The organism is Tabrizicola soli (assembly GCF_015999335.1).
Taxonomy (GTDB): Bacteria; Pseudomonadota; Alphaproteobacteria; order Rhodobacterales; family Rhodobacteraceae; genus Tabrizicola; species Tabrizicola soli.
The window spans coordinates 142,822-155,322 of sequence record NZ_JAEACP010000012.1 but is presented as its reverse complement, the minus strand read 5'-3'; the positions used below and the strand labels follow the sequence as shown (position 1 = coordinate 155,322).

General features: G+C 63.4%; 10 protein-coding genes and 2 pseudogenes. 5 read left to right on the top strand and 7 right to left on the bottom strand.

Annotated elements, in window-relative coordinates:
* Positions 1 to 445: 445 nt before the first annotated feature.
* Positions 446 to 1,765, bottom strand: coding sequence for a hypothetical protein (locus I7S92_RS13040; RefSeq protein ID WP_197644963.1), 1,320 nt, complete (start codon positions 1,763 to 1,765; stop codon positions 446 to 448).
* Positions 1,766 to 2,628: 863 nt separating this feature from the next.
* On the opposite strand from I7S92_RS13040, the gene I7S92_RS13035 reads away from it, so the two are divergent.
* The 4 genes and pseudogenes from I7S92_RS13035 to I7S92_RS13025 all read left to right on the top strand — a co-directional run bounded on the left by I7S92_RS13035 (position 2,629) and on the right by I7S92_RS13025 (position 4,784).
* Positions 2,629 to 3,279, top strand: a complete 651-nt coding sequence (locus I7S92_RS13035) for a VanZ family protein (protein ID WP_197644960.1) — start codon at positions 2,629 to 2,631, stop codon at positions 3,277 to 3,279.
* A 158-nt stretch (positions 3,280 to 3,437) separates the two neighbouring features.
* Positions 3,438 to 3,598, top strand: a pseudogene (locus tag I7S92_RS23195) (transposase); the annotation flags it as partial.
* Between the two features lie 213 nt (positions 3,599 to 3,811).
* Positions 3,812 to 3,922, top strand: a pseudogene (locus I7S92_RS23190) (IS66 family insertion sequence element accessory protein TnpB); the annotation flags it as partial.
* A gap of 169 nt (positions 3,923 to 4,091) precedes the next feature.
* On the top strand, positions 4,092 to 4,784 hold the full coding sequence (locus tag I7S92_RS13025; RefSeq protein ID WP_197644957.1) for an outer membrane protein: 693 nt from the start codon (positions 4,092 to 4,094) through the stop codon (positions 4,782 to 4,784).
* A 996-nt stretch (positions 4,785 to 5,780) separates the two neighbouring features.
* On the opposite strand, the gene I7S92_RS13020 is transcribed toward I7S92_RS13025, so the two are convergent.
* From I7S92_RS13020 to I7S92_RS13005, 4 genes are all read right to left on the bottom strand, one after another.
* Positions 5,781 to 6,095, bottom strand: coding sequence for a type II toxin-antitoxin system RelE/ParE family toxin (locus tag I7S92_RS13020; RefSeq protein WP_197644954.1), 315 nt, complete (start codon positions 6,093 to 6,095; stop codon positions 5,781 to 5,783).
* The gene (locus tag I7S92_RS13015) at positions 6,092 to 6,358 is read right to left on the bottom strand and encodes a hypothetical protein (RefSeq protein ID WP_197644952.1); all 267 of its coding nucleotides are present in this window, start codon (positions 6,356 to 6,358) and stop codon (positions 6,092 to 6,094) included. The genes I7S92_RS13020 and I7S92_RS13015 overlap by 4 nt, the downstream gene beginning before the upstream one ends.
* 469 nt (positions 6,359 to 6,827) lie before the next feature.
* Positions 6,828 to 7,202, bottom strand: a complete 375-nt coding sequence (locus tag I7S92_RS13010; RefSeq protein ID WP_197644950.1) for a response regulator — start codon at positions 7,200 to 7,202, stop codon at positions 6,828 to 6,830.
* Positions 7,177 to 7,344, bottom strand: coding sequence for a hypothetical protein (locus I7S92_RS13005; RefSeq protein ID WP_197644948.1), 168 nt, complete (start codon positions 7,342 to 7,344; stop codon positions 7,177 to 7,179). Before I7S92_RS13005 ends, I7S92_RS13010 begins: the two co-directional genes overlap by 26 nt.
* Before the next feature lie 853 nt (positions 7,345 to 8,197).
* Here I7S92_RS13005 and ilvD point away from each other — a divergent pair.
* Positions 8,198 to 10,036: a dihydroxy-acid dehydratase gene (ilvD, locus tag I7S92_RS13000; RefSeq protein ID WP_197644946.1), complete on the top strand. Its 1,839-nt coding sequence runs from the start codon at positions 8,198 to 8,200 to the stop codon at positions 10,034 to 10,036.
* Positions 10,037 to 10,250: 214 nt separating this feature from the next.
* Here ilvD and arsJ read toward each other — a convergent pair whose 3' ends face one another.
* Positions 10,251 to 11,546 carry an organoarsenical effux MFS transporter ArsJ gene (arsJ, locus tag I7S92_RS12995; RefSeq protein ID WP_197644944.1) on the bottom strand — a complete coding sequence of 432 codons (1,296 nt, stop codon included), beginning with the start codon at positions 11,544 to 11,546 and terminating at the stop codon, positions 10,251 to 10,253.
* Complete coding sequence (locus I7S92_RS12990; RefSeq protein WP_197644942.1) at positions 11,489 to 12,496, bottom strand: ArsJ-associated glyceraldehyde-3-phosphate dehydrogenase; 1,008 nt, start codon at positions 12,494 to 12,496, stop codon at positions 11,489 to 11,491. The genes arsJ and I7S92_RS12990 overlap by 58 nt, the downstream gene beginning before the upstream one ends.
* Positions 12,497 to 12,501 lie beyond the last annotated feature (5 nt).

Here is a 12,501-nt window from a genome sequence, read left to right as displayed (position 1 = left end):
TTCGGAAAGAATGGCTTCAGGCGCTCCATTTGCGCCTCGGACAGCCAGTAGAGGTTGCTCATCGGTCAGGTCTCCTTGCGAGGCCTGAATCACGCGAACCGCCCGAAATCAATGGGTCTGGAGCCTAGCAAATTCGTCAATCTCCGCGAACTTGTCCATTTGGACAGGTTTACGTGAGGCGAGCCGCGACAATGAGCGAGGGAGGCTGGTATTTTAGCGCATCGGCCCCAGACGATCATCCTATGGTTGGGTTCCGAGGCGCTTCAGATCCGCGGCATTTCGACGGGATTCGGATCCGGCCGAACTTGTCTGCAATGGAATTTAGCAACCAAGAGTTGCCGGGATGGACCGATGGTCGCGCGGCCCCACAAAATGCCGCCATGACGCCTATCTGACGTCAGATTTTCTGGTCAGGAATCGGCATGCGAGGCGTTGCCCTGTCCCCTTATTCGCCTCGTAGTCTTTTGGCCCAAGTGCTTTCTTTCATGGGTAGTAGTTGGCCCACCTGTCGTCCGGCACTTCCCCAAGTCCGCCGGACGGCAGGCCATTTTTTCGAGTTGAGAACTCGCACGCCTTGTCGCAGTCGTGTCCCCAGCTTGGCCGGCACCTTGTCCATCAAGCCCTGGATATATTGCGCCCATTTACCACTGGTCAGAGCAGCATCCGCTTCCGTCAGCCCCTCGGAGATGGTGGAGAACTCCCCCGCCTCGATCAGCGGCCAGATCGACATCCGCTTGTTGGAATCCTGGATCGAGCGCAGCTCTGCCTGCAGCCGGCGTACCGCATCGTGGTTGGTTCGTTGCGCCACGATCTCGGCTTCGACCTCGATCCTCCGCTTCTCGTTCTTCTGATACTTGGTGATCTCCAGAAGCTTGGTCGGGAAACCAGACACCATGTCCCGAACTGACACCCCATGCAGGGAGAGCTGCAGGAAGTTCGAGCCAAGGTTTGCCAGGGGAATGATCACCGAGCGCACGACGATCGTGGACTTCACCACCGACACCCCGGCCTGGATCGCCTTCTCTGCCGTGGCCAAGACCTTGAAGGCATCACCATGGATCGCCGTGGCCACCTTCACGAAGGCTTCCTGGTGCTCCTTGTCGAATCGGCTGATCCCGGTCCAGGCATCGGTGATCGAGGGCGCCCGGTAGCCCACGGCATTGTTGATCATGTCCTGACGGATCGGGAAGCCGTCTTCCCCGAAGACCTCCTTGATATAGGCCTTGAGATCGTTCGGCACCATCTCCCAACTGTCGGCATAGACCCGATCCTTGTGGGCATCGACATCCGAGATGTCGATGAACTGGACACCCTTGGTCTTCTTGTCCCGGTCCCAGATCACCTTCAGGTTGTCGATGAGCTGACGGTTGTAATCCTGGGCCAGCTCCTCTTCCGCCTGGCGGCCTTTCCAGGACCCGAGCATCTCGCCCATATGGGTGTTTGGTTCCAGCGCAGCCAGGGCCTTGGGCGCCATGTGCCGCTCATAGGCCACCACCTGTCCCTTGCCATCCAGCACAGGCAGGAGAGCCTCCTCGGGGCCATACTGGTGGTTCCTGAGCCGCTGCTGGATGATCCCGAGATACTTCCCCGAGATCACTCCTGCCGTGGTTCCCTTCACCGTGCGGCCCGTCCTGGGATCCACCCCAGAAACGCTCTGCTGGATCGTCTGCATCGCCCCTTGGGTATAGGTCCCGTTACCGGCAACGGTGGAGAAGTAGTAGCTCTTCTTCCCGGTCTCGACACCTGCACCCTTGTATTCGCCCAAGGGAACCTAAACATCCCCTAAAGCTCAGCGCCGCAAAATCGGGGTTAACTGAGGTCATACCCGGTATGTGATAAGTTATTGATTCAACGGATAAAATCCGCATATTTTCTTCAACGTACCCAGGTCCCCTGCTCCATTTCAAAAACTAAATGCTAAGTCCCCGGATCACCCCGTTTTTGACCTAAAGGTCACCTAAAGGCTAACCGCCCGAAAATGGGGAGGATTTTCGGCAGCCGGCAACCGAATGTTAAGGATGCCCACATATGCTCATATTCTCGGTAAGCTATTAATATTCATACATAAAAATATGTATTGACGATCTGGAAAGAGGATGTATAAATGGGCTTGCCCCACCGGGGCCGTATAGCTCCCGCGCGTGAGTTTTTGCCCCCTCCCGTAATGGTGACTTCGCTTGAGGTAGAAATCACCATCGTTGCCCGCTTCGGGGCGAGGCGTTCAGTCGCAAAGTGGCCCTCAGTAGATTTGCCAGATCTACCTGTGACTGCGTCCCCAATCTCGGTGAGGCGAATGAGATGGCCGACAACGGCAGGCTGCCACGCAATGGTCCAGGTAGCATCCTGAAATCTAATACTCGGTGTCTTGGGGCTGAAATGGGTTGCGCTTGGCTAGATCAAATTCCTGGCTCAGCAGGACTCATCGGAGCGAGAAGGCATTCGCGATTCCATCGGACGATGACGTGTACATTTCGTCCGCCCCTTGGCCGGGTGCGCGGGGAGCTGGGCAGCGTCTCAGGCGCTAGCTAGCCGCCGATGCTGACCCGGTAACCTGACAGCGATCTTCGACGCTTCATCATTCTGTCGTGCGCAAGTCACTTCGTGACACCCTTGGCTCCCTGCGAGTCTATGGGATCCGACGCCACGCCGATCGTTGCCGAGATGGCGGGGCAGGTGGGCTTTGGCATCGAGCTGAACCCGGCTCACGTCGAGGTGGCTGTCCAGTGGTGGCAGGATATCACCGGCGAGACTGCGATTCTGGAAAGCGGCGGGCAAAGGTTCGATGCCCTGAACCCGGCGAAGCCCTGCCGATTGGTGCCGCAATGCAAACCTGATCAAGCTACGCGATTGACACTCCCCAGGAATGTGTCGCTGATGGCCCGTTACCCCAAGGAGCGATGTGTGGCGCAAGGGCAGAAGAATCTGAAACAGGTCGCAGTTGGCAGCGCGGTAACGCTCGCCTTGGGGATGATCATTGCGGTACTCACGTTAGCTCCCATGCCTGCCGTCAGTCCCGTGGGGTCGGATAAGGTTTACCATATTCTGGCCTTCGCCGGTCTTGCGTTTCCCCTGCCACTTGTGAGGCCGCGACTGACGATCTGGGTCGTGTTGGGGGTGATCGCCTATGGCGGCGCGATTGAAATGGTCCAACCTTTCTTCGGCCGGCAGGCAGAATGGGCTGACCTCCTTGCAGACGGGATCGGCGCAGTCGTGGGCGCGGTGGCCGGATATGCTTTGTCGCGCCAAATGGTTCCTCTGCCACGGTATCGCGACACATGACGTATTACTGGTCCAGGTGTTTGATCCCGCAGTTTGATGGTGCGTTCCTTTCGCAGGGTCGGAAGGAATGGAAGAGTTCTTCACGGGAACGCCACGATCCAGCGAGCGCGGCGCCACCGGTTCGAGCCCGCTGGCGAGGGCACGCTGTCAGAGCTGCAATACAGCGATCACAAGCTTCGTGGCGCAGCTGAGCCGGGAACTTGGCATCAACCCCAAGACGGTGGCGAAGTGGCGCAAGCGCGCGACGGTCGAGAACATGAAGACCGGGCCGAAGGAACCGCGCTCGACGGTCCTGACCGAGGACGAGGAAGCGGCGGTTTGGAGGTGCGGCTCCATACGCTTCTGGCGCTGGACGACTGAGGACCCTGCCCCGCTTTCTGCCGGTGGAGATCGTCGCCGATGCGAAGGCACCAAAGGCAATGCCTACCGTCGAAAACCACATCAAGATCGAACTGGCCAGTGGCCACCGGATGCGGATCAGCGGCGGGTATGACCCCGAGGCGCTGGCGCGGCTGATCCGGGGTCTGTCGGTTTGATCCCGGTCCCGGCCAACACGCGGGTCTGGCTGGCGGCGGGCGTCACCGACATGCGCAAGGGCTTTGCGGCCTTGGCGGCGCAGGCCGAAGGCGTGCTGAAGCAGGAGGGTCCGCCGCGTCCTGGCTTGCTGGTGGCGGATCAGGCGGCAGTGAGACCTCGATTGGCCGTGCAGCGGAATAGCCACATTGCGACGGCGCGCCCGTCCGCTGCCCAAAAAAAGACGAAAACATAACCGTATAGCGATTTGCTTGAATGAGAAGACAGGGAATAATTCTATGAAGCAGTTTGGCAGCATGCTTGCAGCGGTGGCTTCCGCAGCTCTGATTGCCGGTGTCGCGCACGCCGGTGGGCCGACCGTTGTCGCGGACGATGCGCCGGTCGCAGCAGCACCCGAAGCCATCGACTGGTCGGGTCTGCGGCTTGGGATCGCCTTCAGCAAGCCGACCGGAGACAACTTCTGGGCTGAGCGCAGCCTATCGGCCGAATCGAGCGCGGACGACTGGTCCGGCACAATGCCGTCTGTGTCGGTCGGCTATGACTGGCAGCACGGCAATCTTGTCTATGGCGCGGTCCTTTCGGTTCATGGCGGTGACATGAACGCGAACCCGACGACCGGGTCCATCTTCGGCTGCACCGGCTGCGAAACGTCCGTCGACAAGCTTGCAACCCTTCGCGGTCGCCTTGGGTGGGCCCTTGGCAAGACGCTCGTGTTCGCCAGCGCTGGCGCTGCGCGGGCAAACGCTCTTGGGAGCGCCGGCGACGGGACAGTCACTACCGGAGAAGACAAGCTCAGCGGCTGGATCGCAGGCTTGGGTGTGGAGCACTTCATCAGCCAGAAGCTCACCGTTTCGGCCGAATACCTGCACACCGACCTCGGTCGACTGGAGTTGCCGACTAGCTGCTTCGTCGACTGCTACACCGACATCGAGTTCGGGATGGTGCAGCTCGGCATCAACTACCGCTGGTAACTTCTCGGCTCTGTTCGGCATCCCGAGGCTTCGGGATGCCGGGCGCCCCTCGAGGCAATCGTAGCCCTCGGAAACGGAGTGAATGGCCACCCCGCCGGCTCTCCCCAGACAGCCGCGCCCTCCCTTTAGCCTAGGTCGGAATTGACATAGAGCAAGCCTTGGCTGTGTGCATTGCGGCTCTGGGAGACAAAATGCCGCGCAGTCGCAGGTATTGGGCCTTGCGCCCTTTCCACCGATCATTTCAACATTAGATGTCAATGTGTCGATGTGTCCCGTCGACTGTTGTGCCTGACTGGCTGCCCGTGTCCCCTGGGTGTGCCACCGTGGTAAGGGGCTGCCCGGTCGACTCCCCAGGGCCGGGCAGCTGTCTCTGACGGCGCTGCGACCTGATGCGCCGCACGGCAGGCACGGACGAAGAACATCCGGCTGTGGCAGAGCCGGACAGCGTCACCACCACGGTCGCCCCGGTGTCGGCGAGAATCGCGATCCAGAGCCCAGTGATGCCGAAGACGGAGCCGGCGGAGAAGCTGGCCAATGCGAAAGCGCCCCCGCCCCTGCTGCATCCGAACATGGTCTCGCTCTACGCGCCGCGGATCGGCCAGCTCTATGAACACCTGCAGGACGCGGACGGCCGTACCCATGCGGCGCAGGCTTTCCGATCTCTGTTTCAACCAGGTGACGCTGGTGCCGGACAGACGAGAACTGGCCATCGTCCTGCACGGCGATCTCGGCGCGATCCTGCGCTTTGCGGCGGGCAAGAAGAGCCCGGATTTCCTGGCGGAAGCTGTGGCCCTCGACAATCTGCTCGGCTCGCAAGGCGCATCTCGGAAGCCGTCTCGCGGACAGCAAAAAAGCCTCCGCGGCGGGACCTCCGGAGGTTTCGCAATTATCCTTGGTTGCGGGAACAGGATTTACCAACTGTTTCAATATGTTCCGAGCGGCACTCCAGCCCTGGACAGCCAAGGCTGCCGGAACCTTATCACCCGCAATTCCACCTCAGCTTCGGGACCTGCTACGCTTGATCCAGTCCGCACCGCCATAGGTCACGGCATAGATCAGAACCTCCCGCATGTCATCGTCCACCTTGAACACGACAACGCCTTTGCGTCCCGCCGGGATCGCCCGAAGACCGGGCGCGATCTCGTCCCGCGTGCTGCCCTTATGTGGCGTCGCGGCTAGGCCGAGGATGGTGCCCTCGATCTCTGCCAGCTTTGCGGAAGCAACGGATGATCCCGCGTAGTCGGAAATCCAGCCGGCGATCCATTCGAGATCGTTGGCGACCGAGGGATGAAAGCGGATACGGTAGCTCACCCAGCGCCCTGCGAAGCACGGGCACGAGCACGGGCAAACGCCCCGTCGACATCGAGAAAGGCATCGCGAGGCGTCTGGAGCCGGCCCCGGATCTCGTCGGCCAGGGCACCCAGTGCGACCTCACGCTCTTCCTCGTCCTGGATCATCTGCTCCAGCGCGGCGGCAACCAGCGCCGACTGCGAGGCGAAGACCCCGGCATCCACCTTCTCCGTAAGGAAACGGTGATGGCGGTCGGTGAAGCTGAGGGTGGTCTTCACGGTCATGATACGCCTCCTTCCAGAGCCATGGTGTGACTAGATCATACCGTGGCTCTGGAAGGAGGCAACAGCAAAAGGACGGCTTACTCGGCACGAGGAGCGGAAGTTGACCTTCAGCATCCCCATGTAGACCGAGACACATACTGCGAAAACGGGCGTCAACCCAACATGCGAGCAAGCTTTCTTCCGACGACGCGAGGGGCGATAAGTGGCTCATGCCGCCCAAACACTTGTGCGAACCGTGACTGCCCCCCAGCATCAGCAAGGAGAGGAAGGAACAGACGTCCCTTCGCCTAATGCTCCGGACGGGTCCCACCGGCAGTAATGCAGGACTGGCGGCCCGCTGTGCGTTCGGGTCGACCACCGCGGCTCTGGAGTTGCCCGGCCCCCAGATCCGGACAGCTGTCCCCCTCTCGCTTACCACACCATTTTCGATGGCCTTACCATTGAGGGTCGGAGAACTTTCACGACTCCCCTAGTTCACCCGTCGCCGGAACTTCGCGATGGCAGTTTCCAGGGCATTGACGAGTTCATCGGGTGAGGAGGGCTTGCCCAGATTGTCGATGCCGCGGAAGGCGGCCCCCCCGATTGCCATTGCATCGGCGCAACCGCTCGCCAGAATGAAGGGGATGCCTTGAATGTTCAGGGCCTCCGCCACCGGCGTCGACAAGCCCCGCCGCAGCATCAGGTCCAGTATGGCGACGGTGGGGGTGTCATCCTTCAGCAAGCCGAGGGCCTGGTCGGCCGTTGCTGCGGGTCCAAGCACCTGCCAGCCCCGGTTCAGGATCGTCGTCTTGTAGTCAGCAGCGATCAAGCCATCGTCCTCAACCACCAAGACTTTGATTTGCATGGTCCCACTCGCTTTCCGCTGGAGGTTCTGTGACCGGACCATCGGCGCCTGCCAGCGGGATGAAGAGGTCGATTGAATAACCGTCTGGGCTAAAGTTTTGTTTCTGTTCGCCGCCATGGCTGTAGAGGTCGTCGATCGTCATCTGAGGAGCTCCGCGTCCAGGTTCCACAGCCGCCAGTCACTGACAACCCGGCGGGGTACTCCCCAGTTCCTTTGTGGGCAGGTAAAATTTCGTGTCTACGACGGCAACTGTCGTCGTCAGAGCATAAAGCAGTTGCGACCACTCCCGACGAGAATCCCGACATGACTGCGGCTTCCCGCTCATTAAAAAGGGGTCCGGCACACTGCGGAAGGATTATGTGCCCCCCGCCCCGTTCGGCGGCCCCGTTGCCCCGGCGCCGCCAGCCTGGAGAGAGAGGGGCACAAATGACAGCCTTCGAAGAACCTTCCCGGTGCGACGCGCCAGCAGGCCTGGCCGGCCTGCTGGCGAACGATCTTGCCCGCCCGCGCTCTGCCTACACTCTTCCACACCTTCGACCGCGTGGATGCTCCGGGGAATGTGCCCCAAAGATACGATCCCGGGTTCCGCTTGGGTTCCGATTGGGGCTTTCCAACTGACCTCAATCAGGTCGAAAACGGGTATAAATAGGGAACACGCAGTGAACTTATGGCTAGGCCCTTCCTTGGTAAGGGAGAGGTCGAGAGTTCAATCCTCTCTTGCAGCACCATCCTATCCTCTTGATCCGAATGAAAACCCTTGGTCTCCAGGACCTGATGCCATTTCCGGCGCCAGAAGGGGATGAGATGGCCTGCGCTGTTTCAAGGCGCGGAGCGGTCAGGTCTGCGCCCGCCTTGCCGGCGCGAAATGGGAACGCGTCTTCAAGCCTCGGACATCGTCGACCGATGATGTGGCGCCGCGTCTGTTGATCCTGGCCGCCCGTAGGCCTAAGAGGGGCCGACCCTGCTCTCCTTTCGCTTTCGCTCCCGAGGTCCAGATGCCCGCCTATCGCTCCCGCACCACCACCCATGGCCGCAACATGGCTGGCGCCCGTGGCCTCTGGCGGGCCACCGGCATGAAGGACGAGGACTTCGGCAAGCCGATCATCGCCGTCGTCAACTCCTTCACGCAGTTCGTGCCCGGCCACGTCCACCTCAAGGACCTCGGGCAACTGGTCGCGCGTGAGATCGAGGCGGCCGGCGGCGTCGCCAAGGAGTTCAACACCATCGCCGTGGACGACGGCATCGCCATGGGCCACGACGGGATGCTCTACTCGCTCCCCTCGCGCGAGCTTATCGCCGACAGCGTGGAATACATGGTCAACGCGCATTGCGCCGATGCCATGGTCTGCATCTCCAACTGCGACAAGATCACGCCCGGGATGCTGATGGCGGCGATGCGGCTGGATATCCCCGTGGTGTTCGTCTCGGGCGGGCCCATGGAGGCCGGGAAGGTCACGCTGCGCGGCAAGGAGGTCGCTCTCGACCTCGTGGACGCGATGGTCGCCGCCGCGGATGACGCCGTGACCGACGAGGAGGTCACGCAGATCGAACGCTCGGCCTGCCCGACCTGCGGCTCGTGCTCGGGGATGTTCACCGCCAACTCGATGAACTGCCTGACGGAAGCCCTGGGCCTGTCGCTGCCGGGGAACGGCTCCACGCTCGCCACCCATGCCGACCGCAAGCGGCTTTTCGTGGAAGCGGGCCACCTGATCGTGGACCTCGCGCGCCGTTACTACGAACAGAACGACGAGAGCGTGCTGCCCCGCTCCATCGCGACCAAGGCGGCGTTCGAGAACGCCATGGCGCTGGACATCGCCATGGGGGGATCGACCAACACGGTGCTGCACATCCTGGCCGCCGCGCATGAGGGCGGCGTGGACTTCGGCATGGAGGACATCGACCGCCTGAGCCGCCGCGTGCCCTGCCTGTGCAAGGTCGCGCCCGCCAAGTCGGACGTGCACATGGAGGACGTGCATCGCGCCGGCGGGATTCCGGCGATCCTGGGCCAGCTCGACGCGGCGGGGCTTCTGCACCGCGAGGTGCCCACGATCCACGCCCGCAGCCTTGGCGCGGCCATCGACCAGTGGGACATCTCGCGCACCAACCAGGAGTCGGTCCGGACCTTCTTTCGCGCCGCGCCGGGCGGCGTCGCCACCACCGAGGCCTTCAGCCAGGACCGCCGCTGGAAGGACCTCGACCTCGACCGCCAGACGGGCGCGATCCGGGATGCCGAGCACGCCTTCTCCAGGGACGGGGGCCTTGCGGTGCTGGCGGGGAACCTCGCGCCCGAGGGCTGCATCGTGAAGACGGCGGGGGTGGACGAGTCGATCCTGGTCTTTGCCGGCCCCGCGCGGGTCTTCGAATCGCAGAACGCCGCGGTCGAGGCGATCCTTTCGAACCGCATCCAGGCCGGCGACGTGGTGGTGATCCGCTACGAGGGACCGAAGGGCGGGCCGGGAATGCAGGAGATGCTGTATCCCACGAGCTACCTGAAGTCGAAGGGCCTGGGGAAGGCCTGCGCCCTGATCACCGACGGACGCTTCTCGGGCGGCACCTCGGGCCTGTCGATCGGCCACGTCTCGCCCGAGGCGGCGGCGGGCGGGACCATCGGCCTGGTGCGCGACGGCGACCGGATCGAGATCAACATTCCTGCGCGGACGATCGTCCTTGCTGTGCCGGAGGCCGAGCTGGCCAGGCGCCGGGTGGAACAGGACGCCAAGGGCTGGGCCCCGGCGGCCCCGCGCGCCCGGAAGATCAGCACGGCGCTGAGGGCCTATGCGATGCTCGCCACCTCGGCCGCGCAAGGCGCGGTGCGGAAGCTGCCGGAGGCCTGACAGGGTAGGGGCCGCAACATTGTCTGTCTGTTCGCAGACCATGCGCTGAGACTGTCGAAGGCGGGGATAGGCGCGGCACGGGATCCTGACCCGCCTGGACGGGCGCCGGCCTGCGCGATCTGGGGATCAGGGTGCCGACCCCGCTGAGTCGGGGTCGCGGCACGGATGTTGCGCAGCGCCGAAGCCAGCCGGCCAGACGGGAACCGCGCTGTGTTCAGCCGGGGTCGAGCCGCCGCGCCGCGAGCCAGCTTGCCAGCGCCATGGCCCCCGCGGTGAAAAGGCACAGGGGTAACCCGCCAAGCTGGTAGCTCAGGCCGGAGAGCAGCGTGCCGATCAGGCGCCCGGCGGCATTCGCCATGTAATAGAAGCCCACATCCCGCGTGATCCGTTCCGCCGCTCCGAACGCCAGGATCAGGTAGGAATGGACGGAGGAGTTGACGGCGAAGACGAAGCCGAACAGCAGAAGCCCCCCGGTCAGCGTGGCGGTCAGCCAAGGGGCGCCTTCCCCCGCGATCCACGCCGCCCCGGCAAGGAAGAAGGGGATCGGCACCAGAAGGCCGGCCCAGAGAACGGCCTTGCGGGTGGTCTCTGCCTCGGGCTGGGTCCTGCCCCCCAGAAGACGCGGCGCGAAAGCCTGCACCGCGCCATAGGCGATGATCCACAGGGCCATGAACCCGCCGACAAGGAAGAATGCCTCGCGGCGCCCTTCGGCCGTGCCGTCCGACAGCACCGCCTGGAAATAGACCGGGATGCCGACGACGAACCACACGTCTCGCGCGCCGAACAGGAACAGCCGCGCCAGCGACAGCCGGTTGACGCGCGGATCGCGCGACCGCCAGCCAGCCCAGGCCTCATCGGCTCTCATGCGGCCAGGCAGGCCCGCTGGCAGGAACAGGGCGATGGCGATCAGGATCACGGCCAGCACCGCCGCCATGCCCCAGAGCGCCAGGTCGAACCCCGCCAGCGCCAGCAGGGCCGCGCCAAGGAAGAAGCCCAGCCCCTTGACCGCGTTCTTCGATCCGGTGAGCCTTGCGACCCAGCGGAACAGACCGCCGTCCCTTGTCGGCGCCAGCAGTTTCACCGCCGATTTCGACGACATCTTGACCAGATCCTTGGCCGCGCCCGACACGCCCTGTACGGCCATGACGAAGACGACCGAGGCCGCGATGCTCCAGCCGGGGTCAAGCTGCGCCAGCGCCACCAGCGCCCCGATCTGCAGCGCCAGCCCGCCATGAAGCGTGGCCGCCAGTCCGAACCTCGCCGCCAGCCAGCCGGCGGCGAGGTTGGTGACGATCCCCGCGACCTCGTAGAGCAGAAAGAGCCAGGCCAGTTGCACCGGCGAGAAGCCGAGCGCGTTGAAATGCAGCAGCACCATCATCCGCAGGGCGCCGTCCGACAGCATGAAGGCCCAGTAGGCCGCCGTGACGGCGGCATAGGCGCGCAAGGGCTGGCTCACAGCGATGCCGCGACCAGTCGCGCGATGTCCGCCAGCCGGCAGGAATAGCCCCATTCGTTGTCATACCAGGCGTAGATCTTCACCTGGGTGCCGTTGATCACCATGGTGGAAGGAGCGTCGATGATCGACGACCGCGGGTCGTTGGTGAAGTCGCACGAGACCAGGGGGCGGGTCTCATACCCCAGGATCCCCTTCAGAGGGCCCTCGGCAGCGGCCTTGAACAGGGCGTTCACCTCCTCGGCCGTGGTCGGGCGCTCCACCTCGAACACGCAGTCGGTGAGGGAGGCGTTCAGCAATGGCACGCGGACCGCATGGCCGTTCAGCCGGCCCTTGAGTTCGGGGTAGATCAGCGCGATCGCGGTGGCGCTGCCCGTGCTGGTGGGGATCAGGTTCATCAGGGCCGACCGCGCGCGGCGCATGTCCTTGGCGGGGCGATCCACGATGGTCTGGCTGTTGGTCACGTCATGGATCGTGGTGATCGAGCCATGGCGGATGCCAAGGCTTTCGTGGATCACCTTCACCACCGGGGCGAGGCAATTCGTCGTGCAGGAGGCCGCCGTGACCAGCGCCTGCGAGCCGTCATAGAGGTTATGGTTCACTCCATAAACCAGGTTCAGCGCGCCGCCATCCTTGACCGGGGCAGAGACGACCACCTTCTTCACGCCCGCAGCACGATAGGGCGCGAGCTTGGCTGCGGTCTTGAAGGCGCCAGTGCAGTCGATGACGAGATCCACGCCCAACTCCGCCAGCGGCAGCGCCTCGATGGTCCTCTCATGCGTCAGGCGGATGGTCCGGCCGGCAAGGACCAGCGCCTCGTCCCGATGGCCGACCGGCGTGCGCCAGCGGCCGTGGACGCTGTCGAACTCCAGCATGAGCGCGTGCTGTCCGACATCGCCGACGGGATCGTTCAGCAGGACGATCTCGCCCCCGGCGCCGGTGTCGATCAGGTCACGCAGGACCAGCTTTCCGATCCGGCCGAGGCCGTTGAGTGCCATGCGGGCCATGGGGA